Source organism: Actinomyces sp. oral taxon 171 str. F0337, assembly GCF_005696555.1.
Taxonomy (GTDB): Bacteria; Actinomycetota; Actinomycetes; order Actinomycetales; family Actinomycetaceae; genus Actinomyces; species Actinomyces oris_E.
Map to the genome: position 1 here is coordinate 2,312,002 of NZ_CP040005.1, position 26,999 is coordinate 2,339,000.

Here is a 26,999-nt window from a genome sequence, read left to right on the forward strand (position 1 = left end):
GCGGGTGGGCCACCCGCCCTCAACCGGGGCTCGATGAAGTTGTCACGAAGTCGTCACCAGGCGGTGGCCACTCAGATCTCGTCAACCGTGGAGGCCATGGCCCCGCCCGGACGCCGGCCCAGGTCGAAGCCGAGCTCCTCGGCGGCGCGCGAGCCGTCGTCGTCGGTGTCGTCCAGGGCGATGGCGACGCCCTCGGCGTCCAGGGCCTCGACGTTCAGGCACAGCGACTGCATCTCCTTCATGAGCACCTTGAAGGACTCGGGGATGCCGGGCTCGGGGATGTCCTCGCCCTTGACGATGGCCTCGTAGACCTTGACACGGCCGTTGACGTCATCGGACTTGACGGTGAGGAGCTCCTGGAGTGCGTGGGCGGCGCCGTACGCCTCCATGGCCCACACCTCCATCTCACCGAAGCGCTGACCACCGAACTGGGCCTTACCACCCAGCGGCTGCTGGGTGATCATGGAGTACGGACCCGTGGAGCGGGCGTGGATCTTGTCATCCACGAGGTGGTGGAGCTTGAGGATGTACATGTAGCCCACCGAGATGGGGTACGGGAAGGGCTCACCGGAGCGGCCGTCGAACAGGCGCGCCTTACCGTTGGGCTCGACCAGCTGCAGACCGTCGGAGGTCGGCAGCGTGGAGTTCAGCAGGCCCATGAGCTCGTTGTCCCTCACACCGTCGAAGACGGGCGTGGCCACAGGCGTGCGGGGCTCGGCCTTGATGCCGTTCTCGGGGAGGTTGGCGGTCCAGGCCTCGCCGGCCTCGTGGGCGGCGGTGGCGTCCCAGCCGCGGGAGGCGACCCATCCCAGGTGCAGCTCGAGGACCTGACCGACGTTCATACGGCTGGGAACGCCCAGCGGGTTGAGGATGACGTCGACCGGGGTGCCGTCGGCCAGGAAGGGCATGTCCTCCACGGGCAGGATCTTGGAGATGACGCCCTTGTTGCCGTGACGGCCGGAGAGCTTGTCACCCACGGTGATCTTGCGGCGCTGGGCGATGTAGACGCGCACCATGCGGTTGACGCCCGCGGGCAGCTCGGCGTCGTCTGAGGCGGCGTCGATCTCGCGCACGCCGGTAACGATGCCGTACTCGCCGTGGGGCACGCGCAGGGAGGTGTCGCGGACCTCGCGGGCCTTCTCACCGAAGATGGCGCGCAGGAGGCGCTCCTCGCTGGTCAGCTCGGTCTCCCCCTTGGGGGTCACCTTGCCCACGAGGATGTCACCGCTGCGGACCTCGGCGCCGATACGGATGATGCCGCGCTCGTCGAGGTTGGCCAGGGTCTCCTCGGAAACGTTGGGGATGTCGCGGGTGATCTCCTCGGCGCCCAGCTTGGTGTCGCGGGCGTCGACCTCGTGCTCCTCGATGTGGATCGAGGTGAGCATGTCCTCGGCGACCACGCGCTGGGAGATGATGATGGCGTCCTCGTAGTTGAGGCCCTCCCAGGTCATGAAGGCGACCAAGAGGTTCTGGCCCAGGGCCAGATCTCCCTCGTTGGTGGCGGGGCCGTCGGCCAGGACCGAACCGACCTCGACGCGCTCACCCTCGGCGGCCACGACCCGCTGGTTGTAGCAGTTGCCCTGGTTGGAGCGGCGGAACTTGGCGACCTTGTAGACGTTCTCGGTGCCGTCGTCGTTCGCCACGCGCACGAAGTCCGCGCAGACCTCGGTGACGACACCGGCCTTGTCTGCCACGAGGACGTCGCCGGCGTCGACGGCGGTGCGCCGCTCCATGCCCGTGCCCACCAACGGGGCGTCGGGGCGGATGAGCGGCACGGCCTGGCGCTGCATGTTGGCGCCCATGAGGGCGCGGTTGGCGTCGTCGTGCTCGAGGAAGGGGATGAGGGAGGTACCCACCGACACCATCTGGCGCGGGGAGACGTCCATGAGGTCCACCTGCGAGGAGGGCACGAGGGCCGGCTCACCGCCGGTGACGCGGCACAGGACGTGGTCCTCGGCGAAGTGGCCGTCCTCGGTGAGGGTGACGTTGGCCTGGGCGATGACGTGGCGGTCCTCGTCGTCGGCCGTCAGGTAGTGGGTCTCATCGGTGACCCGGCCGTCGACGACGACGCGGTAGGGGGTCTCGACGAAGCCGAAGGGGTTGATGCGCCCGAAGGTCGCCAGCGAGCCGATGAGGCCGATGTTGGGGCCCTCGGGGGACTCGATGGGGCACATGCGCCCGTAGTGCGAGGTGTGGACGTCACGGACCTCCATGGAGGCGCGCTCACGGGACAGGCCGCCGGGGCCCAGGGCGCTCAGGCGGCGCTTGTGGGTCAGGCCCGCCAGCGGGTTGTTCTGGTCCATGAACTGGCTGAGCTGGGAGGTGCCGAAGAACTCCTTGATCGCGGCCGTCACGGGCCGGATGTTGATGAGCGTGTTCGGCGTGATGGCCTCGACGTCCTGGGTGGTCATGCGCTCGCGCACCTGACGCTCCATACGGCTCATACCGGTGCGCACCTGCGCCTGGATGAGCTCGCCCACCGCGCGGATGCGGCGGTTGCCCAGGTGGTCGATGTCGTCGTACTCGACGGCGATCTCGGTGATCTCGCCGTCACGCACACCCTCAACGGTCTCGGCGCCGGCGTGCAGGGCCAGCAGGTAGCGCAGGGCCGCGACGATGTCCTCGATCCGCAGGGTCGACTCGGTCAGGTCCGAGGCCAGGCCCAGCTTCTTGTTGATCTTGTAGCGGCCGACCTTGGCCAGGTCGTAGCGCTTGGGGTTGAAGTAGAAGTTCTCCAGCAGGGTGCGCCCGGCCTCGACGCTCGGCGGCTCACCGGGGCGGATCTTCTTGTAGATGTCCAGGAGCGCCTCGTCCTGGGTGGTGATCTTGCGGTCCTCGTCCAGGGCGGAGGTCAGGGCCGGGAAGTCGGCGAACTCCTTGCGGATCTCCGACTCGTCCATGCCCAGGGCCAGCAGGAAGACGGTGACGTCCTGCTTGCGCTTGCGGTCGATGCGCACCGCGACGCGGTCGGACTTGTCGATCTCGAACTCGAGCCAGGCACCGCGCGAGGGGATGAACTTGACGTTGTAGACGTACTTGTCCGTGGCCTTCTCGGTGGTGCGCTCGAAGTACACGCCGGGCGAGCGCACGAGCTGGGAGACGACGACGCGCTCGGAGCCGTTGACGATGAAGGTGCCCTTGTCGGTCATGAGCGGGAAGTCGCCCATGAAGACCGTCTGGGACTTGATCTCACCGGTGGAGAAGTTCTCGAAGTCCGCCACCACATAGAGGGGGGCGGAGTAGGTGAGGTCCTTCTCCTGGCACTCCTCGGCCGTGTACTTCGGCTCCTCGAAGCGGTGGTCGTGGAAGGACAGGGCCATGGTCTCCCCGAAGTCCTCGATCGGGGAGATCTCGTCGAAGATCTCCTCCAGACCGGAGGTCTCGGGCAGGGAGCCCGGGTGCGCCTTGTTGGCGGCGGTCATCCGCTCGCGCCACCTCTCGTTACCGACGAGCCAGTCGAAGCTCTCGGTCTGAAGGGCAAGCAGATTCGGAGCCTGCATGGGCTCAGCGATCTTGGCAAAGTTGATACGACGCGACGCGGTACGGGCGGCGATGTCAGCAGCAGTGGGTGCGGAGGTGCGCGAGGCAGCCAAAGGGGGATCCTTCCCTCAGATCGGGGATCACACAACGCACACCGCGGGCACTGGCTTGAGTAGAATCTCCGTTGCCGGGCTCACGCCCGCCAAGGTTCCGACGGGCCTGGGCCCGCACGGAGGGCAGATACTCCTCGCACCAAATACACACAATGCACGCAAAGCGCTAGCGTACACGGCCGACGTCAAGGACTCCACGCCGATCCTCACTGGTTCCTTGCGATTCCCACCACAGTCGCGCATACTGCCCCACCCGTGTCCGTCGCGTGACCTGAGTCCCTCGGCGTGGCCCACTCGCTGAGTGACTGCCGACCGGCTCGCACAGACCGCTGCAGCCCCTGCGTATCTCCCGGCCGGTCTCCGGCCTGAGCTCGACGACGTCGAAACGTGCCGACGCCGGGCAGCGCCAGGGCGCCTCGGAACGCGACTGGGTCCCGCCCACCATCAGATGGACGGGACCCAGTGACGCTGGGCCTCCCCAGCCGTCGGCGACCCTCAGGCCGCCTCAGGCAACGGGGAGAGGCTCACTTGAGGGTGACGGTGGCGCCGGCGCCCTCGAGCTGCTCCTTGGCCTTCTCGGCGGCCTCCTTGTTGGCGCCCTCGAGGACGGGCTTGGGAGCGCCGTCGACGAGCTCCTTGGCCTCCTTCAGGCCGAGGGAGGTCAGGGCACGCACCTCCTTGATGACCTGGATCTTCTTGTCACCGGCGGCCTCGAGAATGACGTCGAACTCGTCCTTCTCCTCGGCGGCGGCCTCGTCACCGGCAGCGCCGGGGGCAGCGGCAACGGCCACGGCGGCCGGGGCGGCGGCGGTAACGTCGAAGGTCTCCTCGAAGGCCTTGACGAACTCGGACAGCTCGATGAGGGTGAGCTCCTTGAACTGCTCGATGAGCTCTTCGGTGGTCAGCTTCGCCATGATGGGCGTTCCTTCCTTATCAGGTTCCTGCGCGCGCAGGGTTGGTGGATGACGCGTGCGGCCTCAGGCCGCGGTCTCCTGCTTCTCGCGCAGGGCGTCGACGGTGCGCACGGCCTTGGAGGCCGGTGCGGCGAAGAGGTACGCAGCCTTGGACAGGGACGCCTTGACGGCGCCCGCGGTCTTGGCGAGCAGCACCTCGCGGGACTCGAGAGAGGCAAGCTTGTCAACGCCGTCGGCGGACAGCACGGTGCCGTCCATGACACCGCCCTTGATGACGAGCTGCTGGTTGTCCTTGGCGAAGTCACGCAGAGCCTTGGCGGCCTCGACCGGCTCACCGGTGACGAACGTCAGGGCGGAGGGGCCCGTGAGGTCGTCGGCGAAGCCCTCGAGCCCGACCTGGCGGGCAGCGATCGCAGCAAGCGTGTTCTTCACCACGGTGTACTCGGCGTTACCGGCGAGGGAACGACGCAGCTCCTTGAGCTGGGCGACGCTCAGTCCCCGGTACTCAGTCAGCAGGACCGCGTCAGCCTGGCGGAACTTGTCCGCCAGCGCAGCAACGGCTGCTTCCTTGTCAGGCCGTGCCATGGGCCCTCCTTCCGTGGTATGCCGCAGGGGTCCATTCACTGGAAAAGCCCCGCGCCGGTGGGCACGGGGCTCGCTCTCGGGCACGCCCGACGAAGTCTCGTTCTCACCTGCGCCGGCCCCACCTCACGTGGACTTGGTCCCGCCGAAGCGGGCGACCTGCGGTCTTTGGCAGAGAGCACCATACCCAGCAGCGGGCTCTGCCACGCAAGGCAAGAGGCCGTGGAACTGGTCACGTCACCGCCGACGCTCGGCGGGAGCGGCCCGACTGAGCCCGTGCTCCAGGGTCGGCGGCCGGTCCGACGCCAGGCACGGGGCGCCCCTCCCACCTGCCGCACCAGCTGCGTCAGACTCCAAGACTCTCGGCAAGCGCCTCTCGCTCCGTGACGTCGTACCAGAGCAGGTCGGCCTCGGCGGCACGCTCGAAGGCGTCCTCGTCGCCGAGTCTGGCGGCTCGCACATCGGCGTCCGCCTCCGGCTCGTCCACGAGCAGGGCTGCGACGTCATCCCAGGCGATCTCGCCGGTGACCTCGATCGTGCCGGGCAGGACATCGCCCTCCACGGCAAGCTCGCGCACGTTCTCGGCGTCGACATCCGCCGCGATGACGATGCGCCGGTCGGCCAGCCCCGCAGCCTCGGGCTCGGCCAGCAGAACGAGAGAGGCATCGGCGGCGCACAGTGAGGCGGAGACCTCCAGTCCCTCCTCATCCTCCTCGGGCAGAGCGTGGGCGAGCGCAGGGGTGGCGGCGTGAGCCGCGAGCGGCTCGTGCGAGGAGCCGAGGACGCTTGCGCGCAGGTGTGCGGCGGTGGCGGGCAGGTAGATGCGCATGCCCTCAGTCTGCCCTACCACCGCACTCGGCCTCCCGAGAAGCGCACGGAGCCTGTGCACCGGCACCGCCCTCACATCCCCCGACCTCAGTAGCGGTGTCGCCCGGTTCCCGGTGGCACCGACGGAGGGTCACCCGAGCCCCGATCGTCGTTCCCGCCCGGGGCGCGGCCGGCCTGCGGGCCTCGCACCGCTCCTGGGGAGCTTCCCGCACCCGATGCCCTCCCCTCACCGGACCACGGCGTCGCCGAGGGCCGGCACGGTGAACCGGGGACCGATCCCTGAGCCGGTGGCGGCGACTGAGCCGGTGGCGATGACTGAGCCGGTGGAATGATCGGAGAGCGGCTCGGGGACGGTCCCTGCGGCCGCCCCGGTGGATGATTCACAGGCTGATTCACTGGCTGAATCGCAGGCGGTGGAGCCTGGAGCGGCTGCTGCGAGGTGCGCGCGGGCCCACCTGGCGCCTGGGGAGCCGGTAGACGCTCGCCAACCGCTCGTCCCCCGCCCCCGCCTTTGCGACGACGCCTCGCACCTGCGCTGCGCGCGGTCGAACGGTTTCTACCTCTGGTGCTTGGGACCTGGTCCGCGGGGTCTCGGTGCCCGTCACGCTTCTTCGAGCGCCGCAGCAGGGAACGACGAGGGGAACGGGCCTTGCGAGCCGCTGCCGCCTGCGGATCGATCCGGTCGACCAGTGCGCTCAGGGCCTTGCCCAGCGCACTGGTGGGCGCCCCTTCCAGGACGGCGCACCCCCGGAGCAGGCAGGCATCAGCCGTTGCCGCGTCGTCGGGCAGGAGCACAATGTCCTCCAGCCCGCCGAAACGCGCCAGCGCCTCTCGCAGAGCATGCTGGGGGGAAGGACCTGCGGCCGAGGCACGCACCCGGTTGATGATGACCTCGACCCGACCGGTGGGGCTCATGGAGGACCCCACCTCGTCGAGAAGCTGGAGCAGACGACGCACCCCGACGGGGTCCGCCCCGCCGACGACCAGAATCACATCGGCATGCGATACCAGGTCGGCGGTCACGGCCCCGCGCCCGGGCTCCAGGGTGAAGTCGTCGACATCATCATCGACTGGCCCGCCGGCGACGTCGACGACGGTCCAGGCCGCGGCCCGACGGCACTGCAGCCAGACCTCGGTCATCGAGGCCGGTGGCAGCTCGCGCCAGCGCCCGGATCGCCCCAGGCCGCCCAGCAGGGAGAGCCCGCCACCCACCGGCGCCAGGACCCGTTGAAAGCTCTCGGCGTCAAGCCGGCCGTGGGTGGCCAGACGGGCCGCCCCGGCCAGAGCCGAGGAGTCCTCCGGCATGCCGAGGAGCTGCACGAGGCTGGGCGCCTCGACGTCGGCGTCCACGAGGATCGCACCGCCGGAAGCGGCCAGACCGTGGGCGAGGGAGGCGGAGACCGTTGAGCGTCCGGGAGATCCATGGGGCCCCCATACCAGGACGATTCTCCCCCGGCGCCCGTCGTCCGCCGGGCTCATCGCAGTCGGCTCCGGGCCGCGCCGCCGGTTCTGTCCGGAGATGCCACCGGTCCCAGCACCACCGGAGAACCAGGACGGCTGCGACGGCACCATTCCGTCTCCTGGGGAGCCGGGCGACTGGCGCCACAGCTCTTCGAGCCAGGCGGTCTCCTGGGCGGCCGCATTCGAGCCCGTAGAAGCGGGGGTGGCAGCGCTCAACCAGTCGGTGTCCACGGCCACCGGCCCAGTCACGGTCTCCGACACTGCAGCGCTGGCCGGTCCCGTCCCCTGGGATGATCCGCCGGAGGGCGCGCCGCGACGCACGAGGTCCTGCATGACCGAGCAGATGCGGCTGGGATCCGTATCGCGCCTGAGAACCGGCCAACCCGCGCTGCGCCAGCGCTCCTCCTCGCAGTCATCGACCAGGAGCAGCCCGCTCAGGCCGGCGCGCGCGAGTCGGTCCAGGACGGTGCGGTCGATCTCGTCGAAGCCGGTGTCCAGGAGGGCGAAGGTTGCCAGTCCGGCCATGCCCGCTGAGAGCAGCTCGGGCAGGTCGGCGCATCTGCGTACGACGCACAGTCCGCTTCCCGCCTGGCTCAGCACACGCAGGATGTCTGCGTCGTCACCGCTGAGAGCCAGGAGGACTCCGGCTCCTGGGACACTCACGAGGCCTTCTCCGCAGGCGCCTCCTGGCCGGTGGGAACCAGGACGAGTGCACCTTCTTGGCCGACGGCGCTGAGAACCGCGGCGAGGGAGCCCTCGGGGACCTTGACCTCCACTCCGGTACTGGGTCCGGAGATCAGCCCCTTGCTGGCCTCACCGACCGATGCGATGACCAGTCCTGTGGCCACGCGGCGGGCTTCGACTCCCCCGGCCTGTCCTGATTGGTCGCCTTGACCGCTCTGAGCGGTCTGGCCGTCCTGCCCGGCCTGCGCAGTGGCGGGCGCCTGGGCCGCTGGCCTGCCCGCAACGCCTTCCTTGGGCACGATCCACAGATCGACGTAGTCGCCGACCCTCGTCGAGGCCGGCAGATTGGAGGCGACATTGAGGACCACCGGCCGCAGGGCCTGTTCCTGGCCGCTGTTGACGGCCGCCGTCGCCAGCAGCTCCCCCTTGCGCATGGACCGTGTGGCCACAGCGCCGTCCGGCAGGTACCCGGCCTCAACATAGGCATCGGTCCCGGGGTGGGCCTCGACCACCGTGAGAACGCCGTCGGCAGCCAGGTCCGCCCCAGGAGCGACGTCCTGGGACAGCACGTAGACGCGGGTGGTGTCAGCGGCCGCGTCAACCGCCCAGGCTCCCAGGGCGACGGCTGCGGCGACCAGGACCACTCCCCCGGCCATGCGCGGGTCCTTCCACGCAGGACGGCGCCAACGGCCACCCCGGGGACGCTCAGGGTTGGTCAGGGATCGGGAACGGCGAGATGACATCACGGGAATCCTCCTTGATCTCCTGCAATCATCGTTGGGATAAAATAGTACCTCAAGGTTATCCACAAGTGTCTTTAAGAATTGTGGAGAGGATCCAGCAGTGGGATCATCGTGGTATGAGCACACGATTCCTGACCATCGCCGACGTCGCCGAGCAGCTTCAGCTGTCCGCCCAGGCCGTGCGCGCTCTCATCCGTACCGGCGACCTTCCGGCCATTCAGGTCGGCGCCCGCAAGCTCTGGCGCATTGAGGATCAGGCCCTGGAGGACTACATCCAGCGCCAGCTCGCCTCGACCAGGGCCATGGTCGCGGCGGGCTGGAGCGAGGACGAGGAGCCCTGAGCCACCCCGTCCGGTACCGTCAGCGACTGCGCAGCACCTCGATGGCAGCGGTCATAACGCTGACAACCCCTGCACCACCCACCCCGGGGCCACGACGCGAACGGCCCCCACCCTCAGGGTCGACGGCGACATCGACATGGTCCGCTCCCACCCGGACCAGCCGCCCCACCACTTCTCCAGAGCCCATCACCAGGCGCACCCGCGCTCCCCGCCGGGCGATCTCACGCATCAGAGCGGTGAGCGTGGGCCGACGTCGACCATCCCGGGGTGCCGGGCCGGCGAGGGACACCACGGTGGCCACCGCACCCACTGGGACAACGGCCTGCAGCCCCTCCCCCTCATCGATGAGGACATAGGAGGGCTCCACCCGGGAGACGACACCATCGACAGGAACACCGCTGCGAGTCCGCACGTGGATGGACCGCCCCACAGAGCCTCGCAGACGGTCGACGACCTCGATGGAGGCCTGCTCGGCCTCCGCAAGCTCCGCACTCTGCGCCACCAGGTCCGCCCGACGCTCAGCATCGAAGCCGCTCTCCAGGTCGGCAAGCATCGCATCCCAGTCCATGGGCCCACCTCACCACAGTCCGCACGCCGAGGAAAGCGTTCCGAGGCGGCTCATACCGTGCCACCGGCAACACCCTCCCCACCGCCACGCCCCAGGATTGCGACATGACGTATCACGACTATTGACATCTTTGCACTATAGGCGTACACCTAACATTATCAAAGAACATCATCGGTGATGGAGGATGACATGCGGGCTCATCAACGGCTGGTGCTACTGGCCGGAGCGTCAGGGGCTGTCCTGATACTTCTGGGACACATGGCCCACCGCGCCGCGGAGCAGCTCCTGGAGGTCCCGCCGCAGTCCTGGGGTCTGAGCGAGCTGTCCGACGCCATCGTCGCCGGGACCTGCGCATTCGGAACCCTGGGGGCCTTGTGGCACGTGATCTCAGCCCTCCTGGCACTCATGACGCTTCCCAGGGCGGACGGGCCCGGATCCCTCCGTCGAGGCGGCGCCTCCGCACTGGCGGCCAGGCTTCTCGAGGCCTGGGGAGCACCCGCGGTCAGGCGCATCACCGCTTCCGCACTGCTCGTCTCCCTGTCCTCGGCGCCGGCACTGGCCGCCGAGGGGACCGCCGGCGGGGACGACCTCGGATGGCACCCCACCAGCTCGGCGCCCGCCTCCCCACCGTCGCAGTCCTCGACGCCGTCGCCTCAAGCCGACCAACCGGCTCCGGAGGCGACTGCCGGGACGGGAGCCTCCCAGTCCCGGTCCGAGAGCTCCACGGCTTCAGCCGAGCAGGCCCCTTCGACCGGCTCCAGCGCCTCGGACCGCTCGAGCCAGTCAGCGGAGCCGCCCTCACCGAGCAGCTCCCGGGCGCAGTCCTCCGCCGGCCCCGCCCCCCAGACCTCGTCGACACCCACCTACACCGTCGTGCCCGGCGAGAGCCTGTGGTCGATCACCGCCCGCCTTCTGCCCGCCGGATCCGGCCCCGAACAGATCGCGCAGGCCTGGCCGGTCCTGTATCGCGCCAACTCCGACGTCGTCGGCGCCGACCCGTCACTGATCCGGCCCGGCACGGTCCTGAGTGTCCCGGACTCCCTGTCAGCACCGAGCACGACGACAGGAGGCCAGGCGCCATCACGATGAATCGCACCGCACCCGCACCGACGGCTTCCACCGTCGGCCTCGAATGCCGTCACCAGTTCACCTCACACTTCGTGCCCACCGGGCACCCGCCTACTCTCAGGAGCCCGCCATGACCGCCACCACCCGAACCACTCAGCCCGTGCACCGCAAGACCGGCCCGCAACGCCGCAGCCGCCCCGCACCGAGTCACCCGACGCCGACTCGTGCCGTTCCGCAGAAGCCCTCCAGGCCGGCGAACAGCTCGGGATCCGTCACACAGGGGGGCTCTCTGACAAGACAGCCGAGCACCGGCACCGACGCCTCACGCACGGCCGCGATCGTGGTGACTGCCGCCAGCGAGGTCCTGGCCGGACTGCGACCCGTGGACCACCTGGTCCGCTGGACGAGCCCCTCCCTGTTCGAGGCCATCGCCCGCCGAGCAGGCCTGGCCGCACGGATCCTCGGGCGCCAGGCGAGCCCGCGAAGACCACGCATCCGCAGCGTACGCACCGAGCTGACGATGTCGGGGGCCTGCGAGGCAACCGTTCTCCTGGAGGAGGGAAACCGGGTCCGGGCCGCGGCGGCACGCCTGGAGCTGTTGCGCGAACGCTGGATCCTCACCAGCCTGGAGATGGCGTGATCCCGTCGGAGCCCGGTTGGTCACCGGGTTCCGACGGGATCGTCCGCAGTCCTGTCAGCTCTTACTGAGCCTCAGTGCCGGCGCCTCTTCTTGGAGCGACGGCGCTCGGCCCGGTTGCCGCCGGAGTCGGAGGCCTTGCGCGAGGAGGCTCCCGATCTCTCCTCCTCACCGGACTCGCTGGGCCCGGAGTAGGTGACTCGCTGCTCCATGGACGCCTGGCCGGTGTCCCCCAGAACCGTGCCGTGCCCCTGGCCGTTCGCCTGACCCACGCGGATACCGGCTGCTGCGGTGGCGTTGGCCTTGGCAACCGCCTGGGCGGCCTCGACGGTACCGTCCTCGGCGGCGCGCTGGGCGGCGGCGTCGAAGCGGGCGACATTGGCGAAGATCTGCTCGACGGTCTCCTCCCGGATCCCCTCCATCATCGCCCGGAACATGCGGGCGCCCTCGTTGGCGTACTCCACGAGGGGGTCGCGCTGGGCCATCGCCCGCAGACCGATGCCCTCCTTGAGGTAGTCCATCTCGTAGAGGTGCTCCCGCCAGCGCTTGTCCACCACGGCAAGCAGGATGCGGCGCTCCAGGGTGCGCATGGGCTCCTCGCCGAGCTGGACGTGGGCCAGGGCATTGGCCTCGATACGCGCCTCGGCGTCCTCGTAGGCCACGGCGACGTCCTCGCTGAGCTCCTCGATGAGGCGCTCCGAGGTCAGTACGTCCTTGCCGCCCAGCGCCTCGACGACCTCGTCCTGGGTCAGGCCCACCGGGTAGAGGCGGCCGAGCTCGCCCCACAGAGCGTCCAGGTCCCACTCGTCGGGGCGGCCCTCGGCCGTGCCGGCCTCAACGATGGAGGTGACGGCCTGGGTCCGGAAGGCCTCGATCTGAGGCTCGAGGTCCTCACCGTCCAGGACGCGGCGACGCTCGGAGTAGACCTTCTCGCGCTGCTCGGTCATGACGTCGTCGTACTTGAGGACGTTCTTGCGGATCTCGTAGTTGCGCGACTCCACCTGACGCTGGGCCCCGGCGATGCCGCGGGTGACCATCTTGGACTCCAGGGGGACGTCATCGGGGTAGGCGCCCGAGGACATGATGCGCTGGGCGAGCCCGGAGGCGAACATGCGCATGAGGTCGTCCTCCATGGACAGGTAGAAGCGGGACTCGCCCGGGTCCCCCTGACGGCCGGAGCGGCCGCGCAGCTGGTTGTCGATGCGCCGCGACTCGTGACGCTCCGTGCCCAGCACGTAGAGGCCGCCGAGCTCGACAACCTCGTCGTGCTCGGCCCGGCAGGCCTCCTTGGCGGCGGCGAGGGCCTGCGGCCAGGCCCTCTCATACTCCTCGGCGTTCTCCTCGGGGTCCAGACCGGCCTCCTTGAGGGCGGTGACCGCGATGTGCTCGGCGTTGCCGCCCAGCATGATGTCGGTTCCGCGCCCGGCCATGTTGGTCGCCACGGTGACGGCGCCCTTGCGCCCGGCCATGGCCACGACGGCGGCCTCACGGGCGTGCTGCTTGGCGTTGAGGACCTCGTGAGGAATGCCCTGCTCGCGCAGACGCTCGGAGAGGATCTCCGACTTCTCCACGCTGGTAGTGCCCACCAGGACCGGCTGGCCGACCTCGTGACGCTCGGCGATGTCGTCGACAACGGCGTCGAGCTTGGCCTCGACGGTGGTGTAGACGAGGTCGGGCTGGTCCTCACGGATCATGGGCTTGTTGGTGGGGATCGGGACGACGCCGATCTTGTAGGTGCCGGCGAACTCGGCGGCCTCGGTCTCAGCGGTACCGGTCATGCCCGAGCGCGAGCCCTCGGGGTAGAGGCGGAAGTAGTTCTGGAGGGTGATGGTGGCCAGGGTCTGGTTCTCGGCCTTGATCTCCACACGCTCCTTGGCCTCGATGGCCTGGTGCATGCCCTCGTTGTAGCGGCGGCCGGGCAGGACACGGCCGGTGTGCTCATCCACGATGAGGACCTCGCCGTCACGCACGATGTAGTCCTTGTCCCGGTGGAAGAGCTCCTTGGCCTTGATGGCGTTGTTGAGGAAGCCGATCAGGGGGGTGTTCTCCGACTCGTAGAGGTTGTCCACCCCCAGGTAGTCCTCCACCCGCTCGATGCCGGCGGACAGCACACCCACGGTGCGCTTCTTCTCATCGACCTCGTAGTCCTTGCCTGCGCGCAGGCGCTCGGAGATCGTGGCGAACTCCTTGTACCACTTGTTGACGTCGCCACTGGCCGGCCCGGAGATGATGAGCGGGGTCCGGGCCTCATCGATGAGGATGGAGTCGACCTCGTCGACGATGACGAAGGCGTGGCCGCGCTGGACCAGGTCCTCGGGGCGCTGGGCCATGTTGTCGCGCAGGTAGTCGAAGCCGAACTCGTTGTTGGTGCCGTAGGTGATGTCGCAGTCGTACTGCTCACGGCGCTCGGCGGGGGTCTGGCCCACGAGGATGCAGCCGGTGGTCAGCCCCAGGAAGCGGTGGACGCGCCCCATGAGGTCGGACTGGTACTCGGCGAGGTAGTCGTTGACGGTCACGACGTGGACGCCCTTGCCGGTCAGGGCCCGCAGGTAGGAGGGCATCGTGGCCACGAGGGTCTTGCCCTCACCGGTCTTCATCTCGGCGATGTTGCCGCGGTGGAGCGCGGCCCCACCCATGATCTGGACGTGGTAGGGACGCATGCCCAGGACCCGGTCGGCCGCCTCCACCACCGTGGCGAAGGCCTCGGGAAGCAGATCGTCGAGAGTCTCACCGTCCTGGTAGCGCTCCTTGAGATCATCAGTCATCTCGCGCAGCTCGGCGTCGGAGAGCTCGCTGTACTCGTCGGCGAGAGCCTCCACCTGGTCGGCGATGGCATCAAGCTTCTTCAGGGTGCGGCCCTCGCCAATGCGAAGGATCCGGTCCACGATCGACACGCTGCATTCTCCCTTGGGACGTCATATTGCGAAGAGCGATGATGAGACGGATGCCGTCTCGGCGCGAGTCGCCGACTCGGCATAGGCTCAGGATCGGCTCAGGATCGGCTCGGCATCGGTTCAGGTCTCACCGGCTACCTGCCTCCGTACTCTAGTGGACCTCGGTGAGCGGCGGTCTTTCCAGCACCGAGATTCTTCCCACCGAGGACACGGACGGAGCAAGGGGCCACAGGGGGCGGCGATGGCGACCGCCCCGCCGCAATGTGGACCGCGAGCGCCAGCAGGAGCGGGAACAATCCTCCTGCGTCACAGTGAGGGCATGGCGCAGCACCGGCACGAGCCTTGGCATCCCACCGCACTCCGTCTGCCGCTGGACCTGTGGGCGGGGTTCTCACCGGGCCTGTCCCTGGGGCTGCCGACGAGCTGCGCGGGCTGCGGACGCTGGGAGACGGCGCTGTGCCCGCGGTGCCGGGAGCTGCTCGAGGCGGAGCCCTTCGCCGTGGAGCACGCTGACGCCGCCGGCGACCTGGACATCCAGGCCCTGGCGTCCTACACCGGTCCGGTGCGCACCATGGTTCTGGGGTGGAAGAACGGCGCCCGGGAGGACCTGTCGGAGGTGATGGCCCGCTCCGGTCGGCACCTGGGGCGCTGGTGGGCGCAGACGCACGCGCCGGACGAGGTCTGGGCGGACCCTCCCCGGGGCACGCGGGCTCTGCTCGTGGTCCCGGCACCCTCCGGGGTCGCACGCCGTCTGCGCGGCCGGTTGGTGGCGGCCCGCCTGGCCGACGCCGTCACCCGGGGGATCTCCGAGCAGTGGGCCGAGCAGGTGCGCTCCACGTCCCCCGCCGCCCCGTCGGTCCTGGAGGTGGCGGCTCCGACGTCGACTCCCGGGGGGCCGACCGCCGCGCTCGTGCTGAGCACGGACCTGCTGCGGCGTCGGGGCGGCGGGGCGCACCAGGCGGGTCGATCCGCCCGTCAGCGGCGGGGCAACCGCGCCGCGGCTGCGCGCCTGCTGGCCCCCGTCGCCGGCCTGCCGGTCCTGCTGGTCGACGACGTCGTGACCACCGGGGCCACTCTGGGCAGCTGCGCCCGGGCACTGCGGGCGGACGGCGGGCGGGTGCTGGGAGCCCTGGCACTGAGTGCCGCCCCGCCTCCGGCGCATGCGCGCGTCACGGTGCCGGCCAGACCCTCCCCGACGGTCCCGGGACGCGGCAGCCCCGTGACGTCGATTGATCCGGGAGCGTCCGCCTTGTCCGCCTGCGGCGATCAGGAGGCTTCTTCTGGGCGTGGCGCGTACGGAAAGGAGGCATAAACAGCCCCATATGGTGTACCTTGTGTGGCACAAAGCACAGGCGGTTCCGACGCCGACAAGGACGGTCGGCCGGGGCCCGCCTCGGTGCCTGAGGGCCCTCACGAGGTGATCAGGAGGTGATGACACCAGTCCCGAACCCGCCGTGAGACGTGGCGGGTACTTGTCACGCGGCCCGTCAGGGCCGGCCCACGAGCCCAGAAAGAGGTTCCACCATGGATATCACCGTCGTCGGTCGTAACGCCGAGATCAGTTCTCGCCTGCGCGACTACGTCGAGGACAAGGCCGTCAAGGTTGAGCAGTTCGACCCCCGGGTCCAGCGCGTCGAGGTGGAGGTCACCCATGAGCGCAACCCGCGTCAGGCCGACACCGCCGAGAGAGTGGAGATCACCGTCGTCTCCAAGGGCCCGATCATCCGGGCGGAGGCCTCCTCCTCGGACCGCTTCGCCGCTTTCGATATCGCCATGGGCAAGCTGACCGAGCGCCTTCGCCGGGCCAGGGACCGCAAGAAGGACCACCACCGCCGTCACACCGTGGCCGCACCGAATGAGAACCTCCAGACAGCACGCGACACGGAGGAGCCCCTCGTCCCCGAGACCGATGACGCACCGATCGAGGACTCCCCCTCCGCACCCACCGAACCGGGCGTCGCCGTTGAGGCGCAGCTCGGCGACTCCCCGGTGATCGTGCGTCAGAAGCTGCACGAGGCCAGGCCGATGACCGTTGACGAGGCCCTCTACCAGATGGAGCTCGTGGGGCACCCCTTCTACCTGTTCATCGAGAAGTCCACCAAGCAGCCCTGCGCCGTCTACCACCGGCATGGATGGACCTACGGCGTCATCCGCCTGGACGCCCAGGTGCTGTAGCCCGTCCGGCCCCGCATCGCGGGGTCCGTCCTGATATCCGGGTGCTCCGCGGTCCTCACCGACCGGGGGCACCCGGAGTTGCGTGACCGAGGGCGTCACCGGGGTAAGAGTCGGGCGGCGGGAGCGGGTGGAGGGGTCAGGGCAGGGGGAAGGAGGGGTCGGTGACCTCCGAGGTGAGCACCCGCCACATCGCGCCACGACGCTGCCAGGTCTGTCCGTGCTCGTCGACGATGAGAAGGGACTCCTCGGAGCGGTCGGAGATGACGGAGCGTGCACCGCGCACTCCGACCAGCGTGTTGACCGCACCGCCGACCTGGATGAGACGCACCTCCGGCACGCCCCCGCCCTCGGTGCCGGCAGCGGCCAGGACGCATACGGCATTGGGGGCGCACCAGGAGAGTCCGCGCGTGCCCGACCCGCTGGCGCGAGGCATCTCCAGGGCAGGCCCCAGCCCGGTGGGACGGCCGTACTGGTCCCTGATGATGACGGCGACGGCAACCCGCCCGTCGGTTCGACGCACGGCGATCCGCTCGGACTCCACGGACAGGTCGAAGGCCGTCACCGCGCCATTCTGCAGCCAGGGCAATTCCAGGGTGGCACGCTGCCCCGAGCCGTTGACGGCGGTGAGCCGCCCCTCGGCCAGCAACCAGGCCCAGCCGTGCCGGTCACCCAGCGGCGCCCCCAGCCCACCAGCGCCCGCGGAGGGATCCCCTACCGAGAGGATGACACTGGCGGACTGCTGTCCCCGGGGCAGACGCAGCAGGCTTGAGGCCGACAAGGCGTAGACGGCCCCGTCCGCCCCCAGGCTCGGGCTACGGGCATCAGTGGTCCCCAGAACCCGGTCGGTCGCCAGGGTGACACGCCTCGCCCCCGAGCCACGGACGACGGAGCCCTCCGACATCCCCACGACACCTCCGACCTCGGGGGCCATCGGTGTCAGCTGGGCGGGGGCACCGAGGTCGACGGTGCCCGCGAGCACCCGGACACGGTCGATGCCGCTGATCTGAACGAGGCTCTGCTCGATCTGGGCCACCATGAGCCGACGGTCCTCCTCCGAGGCGGGGTCGGAGTCCGCACTCAGGTGAACGGTGGCGGTGCCCGCCTCGACGACGACACCCCGCCCCGCCCGCCCGGCGTTGGGCGGGATGAGGCTGAAGGCCCCCTTCGAGAGCCACTCCGACGGCCCGGCCAGCAGCCCTGCGACGAGGGAGTCGGCCTGCGAGCTGCGCGGGTACCACCTCAGCTCGGGGACGAACCTGGACCGATCACCGGACAGGAAGGCCAGAGAGCTGACCGCGAAGTTCTGCATGAGCCGGGAGAAGGGCAGCAGGATGCCCTGGGGCAGACCGACGATGCGCCACTGACCGGTGGAGTTGGTGGCCAGGGAGAACTCGCCGTCGTAGGTGGCCCCTCCTGGGCGGGGGTGAAGACGCCCAGGGAGTCCAGGACCCCCACCTGCCCGGAGGTCACCCTGAAGGAGCCGTTGGCCGCCACGGAGACCTGCGGCTCGGTCGACCCGCTGTAGGCGCTCACCGTCGCCAGGGGCCTCCACTGCGCGACGGCGTGATCACTGAGGAACTGCTTGGCGGTGGCGAAGTCGTCGGAGAACCCGGCGATGGCGGCGCGCAGGAAACCGTTGACGATGTCCTCGGCCGAGTCCCCCTCGCCCGGTCCTGGCGCGGTCTCGATGAGGGCGTTGGTGTCGGAGGCGGCCACCCCGGAGCGGGTGACGCCGCTGGAGCTCGGAAGCGCTGTGCAGCCGGCCAGCATGCCGGCTGCCGTGGCCGACAGCAGCCCCAGCGCGCTGCGTCGCGACGGGGAGGACGGGGCCGTCCCGGAGGTCTCGAGGGCCTCGGTGAACTCGGTGAACTCGGGGGACGTGCGCCCCCCGGTGAGCGCCTTGCTGTTCATCGGCTGCTTCATCGGCGCCACCCCTCTTCCTCAGTCTCCTCGGGTGTGCGGGTGGCGGGCTCCTGGCCGGGAAGGACGACGACGACCCGGCCGACGTCCTCGGTGACCGCCTCATGGCTCTCCCCGGCCAGAGGGATGTCCCCCAGGACGACGCTCTGGCGCGCCCGGCGCGTGGCGGGCGCGGGCCCCAGGGGTCCGACCGGGGAGAAGGAGGACTCCTCATCGATCGGCATGCCGGCACGGGCCACGGCGGGCGCGTCCTGCGGGACGAGCTCGAGCGGCCCGGGACCACTCAGCCGACCGGGACCACCGTCGGCCCCCTGGGTGCGGGGCAGGACCAGCAGGAAGGAGGAGCCGTCGGCCGGCCACCCCCAGGCCGACAGGCGACCGCCGTGCAGACGGGCGTCCTCCATGGCGATGGACAGTCCCAGGCCGGTTCCTCCCAGGCTGCGCTTGCGTGAGGGGTCGGCGCGGTAGAAGCGGTCGAAGACCTTGGTGACGACGTCGGGACTCATTCCGATCCCGTGGTCGCGCACCCGCACCGCGACCGCGTCGTCGTCCACGGCGACGGTGACGTCCAGCGGTTTGCCCTCGCCGTGCTCGAGCGCGTTGACCACGAGGTTGCGGATGATGCGCTCGACCCTGGTGACATCGATCTCCGCGGTGGCCGGATCCTCGGGAAGGTGAAGGCGCAGCTCGGTGCCGGTGGCCTCGAAGTGGAACTGGGTCGTCTCGATGACGGTGTCGACCACCTGGGCGAGGTCGATCTCCTCCAGTCGCAGCTTGACGTTTCCGGAGTCGATACGGGAGATGTCCAGCAGGTCGGTGAGCATGGTCTCGAAGCGGTCCACTGAGCTCGACAGGACCTGGATGCTGCGCAGGGCGAAGGGATCGGAGATCTCCTCACGCGCGTCCTGGATCTGTTCAGTGGCCAGGCGGATCGAGGCCAGCGGGGTGCGCAGCTCGTGGGAGACGTCGGAGACGAAGAGGCGCTGCACCTTGGACAGGGACTCCAGGCGCTCGATCTGGTCCTCCAGCGAGGTCGCCATGTGATTGAAGGACCTGGCCAGGGTGGATATCTCGTCCTCCCCCTCAATGCTCAATCGCTCGGCCAGCAGCCCGGAGGCCAGCCGTTCAGCGGCCCGTGCGGTGTGCCGCACGGGGCTGAGCACCCATCTGGTGAAGGCCCACACCACGACGATGAGGATGGCCAGGAAGCCCAGCCCGCCAATGGTGATGTTGCGGGAGGCCAGGGAGACGATGCGCTGCTCGCTGGCGAGGCTGTAGACGAGGTAGAGGTCGTACTCCCCGGCCAGGGGCAGGCTCACCCGGGTCCCCACGATGAGGCCCGGATCCGTGCCCCCCTCATTGTTGGGAACGGACACCGACTGCCAGTACTGCGCCCGCGCCCCGCCCTCGTCGAGGGCACGGGACATCTCACTGGTGATGAGGGAGCGCAGGCGGGTGTCGGTCTCCAGGTCGTTGACGACCGTCGTCGAGGTCTCCTCCTCGTTGCGCAGCATGAGAACCCCCACCCCTCCGGAGGAGGAGATCGAGTTCTTGGCACCGTTGACCTGCTGCTCCGCCGTGGCCGAGACCTCATCAACGGTGACTGCCGTGGTCGAGTCGAACTCGGCCTGGGCGACGCTGGCGCGCAGCGCGGCGTCGGTGAGGATGACGTCACGCTGATCGGCGAACACCTCGGAGCGGATGCGGTCGGTCACGAAGGTCAGCAGCAGCACGATGAGGAGCAGGCCGATGACGGTGGCGGTGCACACCATGCGCACCTCAAGGCTGCGGCGCAGCAGCCCCGGCAGAGGCAGACGCCGGACCAGCCGCTCCTCCGCAGTGCCCACCGATGACCCCATCGACGTGCCCACTGAATTACGCATCGGGTTCATTGTATGGCGCCCGATGCGCTGTCGCTCACGCCGATTCGCCGACCCTGTAGCCGACACCGCGCACCGTCACCACGATCGAGGGACGCTCGGGGTCCTTCTCGATCTTGGCCCGCAGGCGCTGAACGTGGACGTTGACCAGGCGGGTGTCGGCCGGGTGCTGATAGCCCCACACCTGGCTGAGGAGCTCCTCACGGGTGAAGACCTTCCACGGCGAGCGGGCCAGGGTCACCAGCAGCTCGAACTCGAGCGGCGTCAGGGAGATGATCGACTCACCGCGCTTGACCTGGTGACCGGCGACATCGATGTCGAGGTCCCCGGCACGCACGTGCTCGGCCGCCCCGGGGTTGGTGCGGCGCAGACGGGTGGAGACGCGGGCCAGCAGCTCCTTGGACTTGAAGGGCTTGGTCACGTAGTCGTCCGCGCCCGCCTCGAGGCCGGCGACGACGTCCTGCGTGTCGGTCCGCGCGGTCAGCATGATGATCGGCACGTCGGACTCGGAGCGAATGAGCCGGCAGATCTCGACGCCGTCGAGCCCCGGAAGCATGAGGTCGAGCAGGACCAGATCGGGGTTGACCTCATGGAAGGTGTCCAGGGCCTTGGCCCCGTCATGACAAAGTGTGGGCGTGTAGCTCTCCGACTCAAGCATGATGCCGATCATCTCGGCCAAGGATGCATCGTCGTCGACGACCAGAATGCGCGTGCTCATAGCCCGTATCTTGGCATGAGCCCAGGACCCGAGGGACATCCGGACCAATGAGGTGGCGTCCACAGTTTCCTCAGGATTTTAAGAGATTTCCTTCAGTTACGGGAAAAAACGGCGTCAGAGCGCCCAAGAGCCGGAATTATTGCGGCCGAACCGTGATCTTCGAGACGCCCCCGGACCCGGCCCGGACACGCACATGGAGCCTCACGCAGCCCCCTGCAGCAGGATTTCCTCCTTCAGGGGGAGGGCCAGGTGACGGCTGAGCATGACAGCATGGGCTTATGAGTACCGACTCCCACCCTGACAATGTCAGCCCGAGCGGCGGCCCGGATCGTGAGACTCCCGCCGACCCCGGCCACGACGTCGCCGGAGGCGGCCAGGACGGATGGCAGGCCCCGGACGCCGGGACATTCGCAGGGGCCTCCTCCTACCCGTCACAGGGCTCAGCACAGAGATCGCAGTATCCCGGCTACGGCAGCTATCACACACCGCCGGTCGGCCAGCCCGGGTACCCGCCTCACAGCCCCAGCGGCCAGCCCGGCTACGGAGGCGCCTCGGGGCCCGGTTACTCCCCTTATCCCGGCGCCCCCGGTGGCCAGGCGGGCTACGGCGGCTACGCGTCGGTCCTGGCCCCCAAGCCGTCGATCATTCCGCTGCGGCCGCTGTCCATCGGGGAGATCCTCGGAGGCGCCTTCGAGTCCCTGCGCGCCAACCCCAGGGCGATGTTCGTGCCCTCGCTGGTGGTGATGAGCATCGTAGGACTCCTGTCCGCCGGAAGCCTCGTGCTGTTCCTGTCCCGGCTCGACACGCCAGGCGTGATAGCCGGGTCCGGTGAGATCACTGAAGCGGAGGCCCAGGCCAGCCTGGACCAGCTCGGATCGTCGTTCGTGGGCCTGTTCGCCCAGCTCGGCGTGACCGTCGTGCTGGGCACGATGGCCACCTCGATCATCGTCGGTCTGCTCATCGTGACCGTCTCACGCACCATCCTGGGCCGCAAGGCGTCCCTGAGCGATGTGTGGCAGCGAACCAAGCCGCGAGCCTGGGCACTCATCGGTCAGACGCTCCTCATCCAGCTCATCCTCCTCGTGGTGACGGCCGTCTTCGTCGCGATCGCCGCCGGTATCGGCTGGGCGCTCCTGGGGAACATCATTACCAACGGGGCTGACGAGGACTCCGCCGGAGTCATCATGCTCGCCGTCCTGGTGATCCTGGCGGTGACCGCCGTGCTCGGACTGTCGCTCTTCGCCCTGATGTGCAAGCTGTGCCTGGCACCGGCGGCGCTGGTCCTGGAGAACATCGGCGTCCTCGAGGGGATCTCCCGCTCCTGGACCCTCACACGGGGCTACTTCTGGCGGATCGTCGGCATCCGCCTGCTCTCCTTCCTCATCGTCCTCGTCGCCAGCCAGGCGGCGTCCTACGGCGTATCCCTCATCACGCAAGGGCTCGTGTACGCCGCTCCGGACGCCGTGATCGTGCTCATGGCGTTATCGACGCTGCTCAACAGCCTCGTCCAGGCCGCTATTCTGCCCTTCGACTCCTCCGTGATCGCGCTCATGTACACCGACCTGCGGATGCGCTCCGAGGGCCTGGACGTCGAGCTGCGTCGCGCCGCCGGAGTATGAGCCGGCCGTGGTCCCTCTCAGCATGATCGGCACCAAGGCCCCGGCGACCCCCGATGCCGACGAGGCGCGGCGCGCCGCGGAAAAGGAGCTCTCCCGTCCGATCTACCACGATCATCATGATCTGTGGGACCGGATCTGGAGCTGGCTCCGGGAGCACTTCAACACCGACGGCATGGTCCCAGGGGTTCCATCCTGGATGTCAACGGTCATCGTGGTCCTCGTCGTCGCGGCCGGTATCGCGCTGCTGATCCTCCTGCTGACCAGGATCTCCTCGACGCGCCGGGTATCGACGCCACCGTCGCTGTCCGTGCTCACTGACGACCGTGATGCCACCACCCTGACCCGGGCCGCAGACACGGCGGCCGCGCAGGCCGACTTCGCCACCGCCGTCGTCGAACGGTTCCGCGCCATCATCCGTTCCCTCGACGAACGCGGGATCATCGACGAGTACCCGGGCATGACGGCCCTGGAGGCGGCCGCACTCACCCACCAGGCCCTCGGCGAGCACCGGCTCATGGCCCCGCTGCACGAGGCCGCTCACCTGTTCGACGCCGTCCTCTACGGCCGAGTGGTCTCCACCAGCTCCCAGGACCAGCAGATGCGCGAGCTCGCCGATCAGATGGCCACGGTCACGCTGCCCACCGGACGTGCCCTCGTCGGCGCCTCCACCGCGGCCCCGGGGGCGCCGGCATGAGCGCGCCCACAACGACATCGCCGCAGTCCGCGCCCCCACCCTCCCCTGGCGAGGCCTCCGCGGCCCAGGCGACAGGCCCGCGTTGGTCCCAGCGCTGGCGCCGGTGGCGACCGGGTGTCATCGCTGTGACCCTCATGCTCGTCCCCGCCCTGCTCACCGTGTGGGCGCGGACCACCACCTCCACGATCCCTCTGGCCATCGACAACCCCAAGGACTGGGGAACCATGGCCGTCGCCGAGCTGCTGCGCCACGAGGGGGTCTCGGTGAGTAAGGCGAGCAGCCTCTCCGAGGCCGTGGATGCCAGTCGCCAGGGCGCGACCATCGCCGTGGTCAACGCCGACCAGCTCAGCGACCAGGACAGGCGGGCCCTGGCCCAGGCGGGGGGAGACGTCGTCGTCATCGGTGCCAAGGGGGGCGGCAACGCCTTGGCGGGACTGACGGATATGACCGCCAAGGGCACCGCGGCATCGACCTCCTCCACCCTGGCGCCGCAGTGCGACGACGCCGACGCCCAGGCCGCCCGGAGCCTGGCCGGTACACGCGCCTCCGTGTCCCTGCAGGGCGATGACGACGCCGTCGGCTGCTTCCCGGTGGGCAAGGACCGCTACGCCTACGCCACCGACTCCCTGCCCAGCGGTGCCACCCTGCGTGTGCTGCCCGACCCCGCACCGGTGGCCAACGCTCACCTGGCCCAGAAGGGGCACGCGGCCATGGGCGTGCGCGCGCTGGGCCATCACAGCCGTGTCATGTGGCTGGACGGGCAGCGCATGAAGACCCCTTCCTTGTGGAACTCCCCCTCCACACCCCCCTGGCTACCGGTCCTCATCCTTCAGCTCATCGTCATCGCCGGAGTGCTGGCCATTGTCCAGGGGCGTCGCTTCGGCGGCATCGTGAGTGAGGACCTGCCCGTCGTCGTGCGCTCCACCGAGACCACGGTGGCGCGCGGGCGTCTCTACCGCCAGGGCTCGGACCGCCCCCGGGCGGCTCAGGCCCTGCGCTCGGGTACCGCACTGCGTCTGGGCGCCGCCCTGGGCCTGCCCCCCGGGGCCTCGCGTCGCGACGTGATCGCCGCCGTCGCCATGGCCTCGGGCGCCGCTCCGGCCACGGTGGACTCTCTTCTCTACGGTCCGCCACCCTCCAGCGACGACGCCCTGGCCACCCTGGCAGTTCAGCTTGATCAACTCGAGAGCGAGGTTCACTCCGTATGAGCATGGACAGCACCGACCCCACCCGCGAGCCGGGCACCGCAGGTGATGCGAAAGCCGGCGTCCCCCACCTGCGGGCTCCCGGGGGCCCGGAGGCCCCAGGCACCCTCGGCGCCACCCAGGCCCCCAGCCGTCCCCCCACGGGGAGGCCGGCTCCGACCCGCGCAAGCGCCTGGTGGCCGTGCGCAGCGAGGTGGGCAAGGCCGTCGTCGGCCAGGAGGCCGCCGTGACCGGACTGGTCATCGCCCTGCTCGCCGGCGGGCACGTCCTGCTCGAGGGAGTCCCCGGCGTGGCCAAGACCCTCCTGGTGCGGTCGCTGGCCACAGCGCTGGACGTGGAGACCAAACGCATCCAGTTCACCCCCGATCTCATGCCCGGGGACGTCACCGGCTCTCTCATCTACGACTCCCGCAGCGCGCAGTTCTCCTTCCGGGCCGGCCCCGTCTTCACCAACCTCCTGCTGGCTGACGAGATCAACCGCACCCCACCCAAGACGCAGTCGGCGCTGCTGGAGGCCATGGAGGAGCGCCAGGTCTCCGTTGACGGCGAGCCCCAGGGCCTGCCGGATCCGTTCATGGTGATCGCCACCCAGAACCCGGTGGAGTATGAGGGGACCTACCCGCTGCCGGAGGCCCAGCTGGACCGTTTCCTGCTCAAGCTGGTGCTGCCCCTGCCCGAGCGGGCCCAGGAGATCGAGGTGCTCTCCCGTCACGCCTCGGGATTCGATCCACGTCACCTGCCCTCGGCAGGACTACGGGCGGTCGCCGGGGTCCAGGACCTGGCTCAGGCCCGGGCCCAGGTGAGCACCGTCGGAGTCACGCCGGAGGTGCTGGCCTACGTGGTTGATCTTGTGCGCGCCACTCGCTCCATGCCCTCGGTGGCCCTGGGGGTCTCGCCCCGCGGAGCCACTGCGCTCCTGGCCGCGTCGCGGGCCTGGGCATGGCTCGCCGGCCGGTCCTTCGTCACTCCTGATGACATCAAGGCGCTGGCCCTGCCGACTCTGCGCCATCGCATCAAGCTGCGCGCCGAGGCCGAGATGGAGGGCATCACCCCTCAGTCCGTCATCGAGTCCGTGCTGAGAACCGTTCCGGTCCCGCGCTGAGGCGTGGCCTCGGACGGCCAAGAGCAGCACAGACACCGTTCACCTGACCGACTCACGACAGGAGTGGCATGTTCCTGACGATGCGCGCCGTGTGGGCGATGCTTGCGGGGATCGCCCTGGTCCTCATCGCGCCGCGCCCGGCGACCGTGCTGGCCTGGGCCGGCGTGGTCATCGTCCTCGTCATCATCGACGTGGTCTGCGCCCCCTCGCCCGGAGTGCTGCGGGCCTCGCGCTCGGTGAGCCACGGAGTGAGGCTGGGCGAGTCGATCACCGCGACGCTGACGCTGACCAACACCGGTCGGCGCACGGCCCGCCTCCTGCTGCGCGACGCCTGGCCTCCCAGCGCCGGGGCGACCCACGAGCGCGGGACGATGACGCTCCCACCTGCCCAGCGCCGTCGCCATTCCACGGTACTCACGCCCCGACGCCGGGGGGATCGTGAGGCGGGACCGCTGACCATCAGGGTGATGGGGCCTCTGGGCATCGCGGGGCGCCAGGCGTCATTGAGCGTTCCGGCCTCCGTCCGGGTCCTGCCGGCCTTCCGCTCACGCCACCACCTGCACTCGCGCCTGGCCCGGCTGCGGGAGATGGACGGACGCAGCGCCGTCATGGTGCGCGGTGAGGGGACCGAGTTCGACTCCCTACGGGAGTACGTCGTCGGAGACGACGTGCGCTCCATCGACTGGCGCTCCACGGCCCGCCGAGGCGAGGTCCTGGTGCGCACCTGGCGCCCGGAGCGTGATCGGAGAGTTCTCATCATCATCGACTCAGGTCGTCTGTCGGCCGCCCGGTTGGGGGACGCCCCCAGGCTCGACGCCCAGATCGAGGCCACTCTGCTGCTGGCGGCCCTGGCCTCCCACGCCGGAGACCGGGTCGACGTCCTGGCCATGGACGACGCCGTGCGCGCGCAGGTGCGGGGCAGCGCCGGACCGGTGCTCATGACCGAGCTGGCCGAGCACCTGACGGACGTGGAACCGCGCCTGACCGAGCTCGACTGGACCCTCGTGGCATCCCTGGTGCGCACGACGCTCTCGCAGCGTGCACTGGTCGTTGTCATCTCCGCCCTGGACGGCAGCGGTGGGGACGCGACGATGATCCGGACGCTGGCGACGCTGGCCCGGGATCACACGGTCGTTCTCGCCTCGGCCCTGGACCCCGAGCTGGAGGAGCTCAGGGCGGCGCGTGACGACACTGACTCCGTGTACGTGGCCGCCTCCGCGGAGAAGGACCTGGTGGAGCTGGAGGCTGTACGTCGCCGCCTGCGCCGTGGCGGGGTCGAGGTCGTGGAGGCTGCGGACCAGGGGCTCGCTCCCGCACTGGCCGACCGCTACCTGGACCTCAAGGCGGCGGGGCGGCTATGAGACGCACTGTGG

At 69.6% G+C, this 26,999-nt stretch carries 20 protein-coding genes and 1 pseudogene; 10 read left to right on the top strand and 11 right to left on the bottom strand.

Going from position 1 to position 26,999, the window contains the following annotated elements:
• Window positions 1–71: 71 nt before the first annotated feature.
• The 6 genes from rpoB to FBF36_RS09965 form a co-directional block, all read right to left on the bottom strand.
• Entirely contained in the window at window positions 72–3,593 is a 3,522-nt protein-coding gene (gene rpoB / locus FBF36_RS09940; protein ID WP_034491910.1) for a DNA-directed RNA polymerase subunit beta, read from the bottom strand.
• Between the two features lie 524 nt (window positions 3,594–4,117).
• Window positions 4,118–4,507 (bottom strand): 50S ribosomal protein L7/L12, encoded by a 390-nt coding sequence (gene rplL / locus FBF36_RS09945; RefSeq protein ID WP_009395458.1) that lies wholly within the window; start codon window positions 4,505–4,507, stop codon window positions 4,118–4,120.
• A 63-nt stretch (window positions 4,508–4,570) separates the two neighbouring features.
• The gene (gene rplJ, locus FBF36_RS09950) at window positions 4,571–5,092 is read right to left on the bottom strand and encodes a 50S ribosomal protein L10 (RefSeq protein WP_009395457.1); all 522 of its coding nucleotides are present in this window, start codon (window positions 5,090–5,092) and stop codon (window positions 4,571–4,573) included.
• A 343-nt stretch (window positions 5,093–5,435) separates the two neighbouring features.
• On the bottom strand, window positions 5,436–5,918 hold the full coding sequence (locus FBF36_RS09955) for a DUF6912 family protein (protein WP_009395456.1): 483 nt from the start codon (window positions 5,916–5,918) through the stop codon (window positions 5,436–5,438).
• An 86-nt stretch (window positions 5,919–6,004) separates the two neighbouring features.
• Window positions 6,005–8,041 (bottom strand): AAA family ATPase, encoded by a 2,037-nt coding sequence (locus FBF36_RS09960; RefSeq protein ID WP_009395455.1) that lies wholly within the window; start codon window positions 8,039–8,041, stop codon window positions 6,005–6,007.
• On the bottom strand, window positions 8,038–8,718 hold the full coding sequence (locus FBF36_RS09965; RefSeq protein WP_009395454.1) for a hypothetical protein: 681 nt from the start codon (window positions 8,716–8,718) through the stop codon (window positions 8,038–8,040). The genes FBF36_RS09960 and FBF36_RS09965 overlap by 4 nt, the downstream gene beginning before the upstream one ends.
• A gap of 203 nt (window positions 8,719–8,921) precedes the next feature.
• Here FBF36_RS09965 and FBF36_RS09970 point away from each other — a divergent pair, with 203 nt between their 5' ends.
• On the top strand, window positions 8,922–9,146 hold the full coding sequence (locus FBF36_RS09970; RefSeq protein ID WP_009395450.1) for a helix-turn-helix domain-containing protein: 225 nt from the start codon (window positions 8,922–8,924) through the stop codon (window positions 9,144–9,146).
• A 19-nt stretch (window positions 9,147–9,165) separates the two neighbouring features.
• Here the strand turns inward: FBF36_RS09970 and FBF36_RS09975 are convergent, their stop codons facing one another.
• Window positions 9,166–9,714: a hypothetical protein gene (locus tag FBF36_RS09975; protein WP_009395449.1), complete on the bottom strand. Its 549-nt coding sequence runs from the start codon at window positions 9,712–9,714 to the stop codon at window positions 9,166–9,168.
• Window positions 9,715–9,891: 177 nt separating this feature from the next.
• On the opposite strand from FBF36_RS09975, the gene FBF36_RS09980 reads away from it, so the two are divergent.
• Both FBF36_RS09980 and FBF36_RS09985 read left to right on the top strand, forming a co-directional pair.
• Entirely contained in the window at window positions 9,892–10,803 is a 912-nt protein-coding gene (locus FBF36_RS09980; protein WP_009395448.1) for a LysM peptidoglycan-binding domain-containing protein, read from the top strand.
• Window positions 10,804–10,912: 109 nt separating this feature from the next.
• Window positions 10,913–11,422, top strand: coding sequence for an Rv3235 family protein (locus tag FBF36_RS09985; protein ID WP_034491908.1), 510 nt, complete (start codon window positions 10,913–10,915; stop codon window positions 11,420–11,422).
• A 71-nt stretch (window positions 11,423–11,493) separates the two neighbouring features.
• Here the strand turns inward: FBF36_RS09985 and secA are convergent, their stop codons facing one another.
• Window positions 11,494–14,313 carry a preprotein translocase subunit SecA gene (secA, locus tag FBF36_RS09990; RefSeq protein ID WP_009395446.1) on the bottom strand — a complete coding sequence of 940 codons (2,820 nt, stop codon included), beginning with the start codon at window positions 14,311–14,313 and terminating at the stop codon, window positions 11,494–11,496.
• A gap of 319 nt (window positions 14,314–14,632) precedes the next feature.
• On the opposite strand from secA, the gene FBF36_RS09995 reads away from it, so the two are divergent.
• On the top strand, window positions 14,633–15,625 hold the full coding sequence (locus tag FBF36_RS09995; protein ID WP_138137465.1) for a ComF family protein: 993 nt from the start codon (window positions 14,633–14,635) through the stop codon (window positions 15,623–15,625).
• A gap of 212 nt (window positions 15,626–15,837) precedes the next feature.
• Window positions 15,838–16,488, top strand: a complete 651-nt coding sequence (gene hpf, locus FBF36_RS10000; protein WP_009397482.1) for a ribosome hibernation-promoting factor, HPF/YfiA family — start codon at window positions 15,838–15,840, stop codon at window positions 16,486–16,488.
• A gap of 136 nt (window positions 16,489–16,624) precedes the next feature.
• Here the strand turns inward: hpf and FBF36_RS10005 are convergent.
• From FBF36_RS10005 to mtrA, 3 genes and pseudogenes are all read right to left on the bottom strand, one after another.
• A pseudogene (locus FBF36_RS10005) lies at window positions 16,625–18,411 on the bottom strand (GerMN domain-containing protein).
• A complete protein-coding gene (gene mtrB, locus FBF36_RS10010; RefSeq protein WP_138137467.1) occupies window positions 18,408–20,291 on the bottom strand; it encodes an MtrAB system histidine kinase MtrB in 1,884 nt (627 codons plus the stop codon). Before mtrB ends, FBF36_RS10005 begins: the two are co-directional and overlap by 4 nt.
• A 34-nt stretch (window positions 20,292–20,325) precedes the next feature.
• Window positions 20,326–21,006 carry an MtrAB system response regulator MtrA gene (gene mtrA, locus FBF36_RS10015; protein WP_034492977.1) on the bottom strand — a complete coding sequence of 227 codons (681 nt, stop codon included), beginning with the start codon at window positions 21,004–21,006 and terminating at the stop codon, window positions 20,326–20,328.
• A gap of 278 nt (window positions 21,007–21,284) precedes the next feature.
• Here mtrA and FBF36_RS10020 point away from each other — a divergent pair, with 278 nt between their 5' ends.
• From FBF36_RS10020 to FBF36_RS10040, 5 genes are all read left to right on the top strand, one after another.
• Window positions 21,285–22,625 carry a membrane protein gene (locus tag FBF36_RS10020; protein WP_009397476.1) on the top strand — a complete coding sequence of 447 codons (1,341 nt, stop codon included), beginning with the start codon at window positions 21,285–21,287 and terminating at the stop codon, window positions 22,623–22,625.
• Window positions 22,626–22,647: 22 nt separating this feature from the next.
• Window positions 22,648–23,319: a DUF4129 domain-containing protein gene (locus tag FBF36_RS10025; RefSeq protein ID WP_009397475.1), complete on the top strand. Its 672-nt coding sequence runs from the start codon at window positions 22,648–22,650 to the stop codon at window positions 23,317–23,319.
• Window positions 23,316–24,527: a DUF4350 domain-containing protein gene (locus FBF36_RS10030; protein ID WP_034492971.1), complete on the top strand. Its 1,212-nt coding sequence runs from the start codon at window positions 23,316–23,318 to the stop codon at window positions 24,525–24,527. Before FBF36_RS10025 ends, FBF36_RS10030 begins: the two co-directional genes overlap by 4 nt.
• Before the next feature lie 169 nt (window positions 24,528–24,696).
• On the top strand, window positions 24,697–25,626 hold the full coding sequence (locus tag FBF36_RS10035; protein ID WP_087943984.1) for an AAA family ATPase: 930 nt from the start codon (window positions 24,697–24,699) through the stop codon (window positions 25,624–25,626).
• A gap of 68 nt (window positions 25,627–25,694) precedes the next feature.
• Window positions 25,695–26,987, top strand: a complete 1,293-nt coding sequence (locus FBF36_RS10040; protein ID WP_009395331.1) for a DUF58 domain-containing protein — start codon at window positions 25,695–25,697, stop codon at window positions 26,985–26,987.
• The last annotated feature ends 12 nt before the right edge of the window (window positions 26,988–26,999 follow it).

Coding starts and splice junctions, on each gene's coding strand:
- FBF36_RS09970 (WP_009395450.1), top strand. CDS start 8,922: ATGAGCACACGATTCCTGACCATCGCCGACGTCGCCGAGCAGCTTCAG.
- FBF36_RS10030 (WP_034492971.1), top strand. CDS start 23,316: ATGAGCGCGCCCACAACGACATCGCCGCAGTCCGCGCCCCCACCCTCC.
- rplL (WP_009395458.1), bottom strand. CDS start 4,507: ATGGCGAAGCTGACCACCGAAGAGCTCATCGAGCAGTTCAAGGAGCTC.
- mtrB (WP_138137467.1), bottom strand. CDS start 20,291: ATGCGTAATTCAGTGGGCACGTCGATGGGGTCATCGGTGGGCACTGCG.
- FBF36_RS10025 (WP_009397475.1), top strand. CDS start 22,648: ATGATCGGCACCAAGGCCCCGGCGACCCCCGATGCCGACGAGGCGCGG.
- FBF36_RS10040 (WP_009395331.1), top strand. CDS start 25,695: ATGTTCCTGACGATGCGCGCCGTGTGGGCGATGCTTGCGGGGATCGCC.
- FBF36_RS09995 (WP_138137465.1), top strand. CDS start 14,633: ATGGCGCAGCACCGGCACGAGCCTTGGCATCCCACCGCACTCCGTCTG.
- FBF36_RS09980 (WP_009395448.1), top strand. CDS start 9,892: ATGGAGGATGACATGCGGGCTCATCAACGGCTGGTGCTACTGGCCGGA.
- FBF36_RS09975 (WP_009395449.1), bottom strand. CDS start 9,714: ATGGACTGGGATGCGATGCTTGCCGACCTGGAGAGCGGCTTCGATGCT.
- mtrA (WP_034492977.1), bottom strand. CDS start 21,006: ATGAGCACGCGCATTCTGGTCGTCGACGACGATGCATCCTTGGCCGAG.
- hpf (WP_009397482.1), top strand. CDS start 15,838: ATGGATATCACCGTCGTCGGTCGTAACGCCGAGATCAGTTCTCGCCTG.
- rplJ (WP_009395457.1), bottom strand. CDS start 5,092: ATGGCACGGCCTGACAAGGAAGCAGCCGTTGCTGCGCTGGCGGACAAG.
- FBF36_RS09955 (WP_009395456.1), bottom strand. CDS start 5,918: ATGCGCATCTACCTGCCCGCCACCGCCGCACACCTGCGCGCAAGCGTC.
- FBF36_RS09965 (WP_009395454.1), bottom strand. CDS start 8,718: ATGGCCGGGGGAGTGGTCCTGGTCGCCGCAGCCGTCGCCCTGGGAGCC.
- FBF36_RS10020 (WP_009397476.1), top strand. CDS start 21,285: ATGAGTACCGACTCCCACCCTGACAATGTCAGCCCGAGCGGCGGCCCG.
- FBF36_RS09985 (WP_034491908.1), top strand. CDS start 10,913: ATGACCGCCACCACCCGAACCACTCAGCCCGTGCACCGCAAGACCGGC.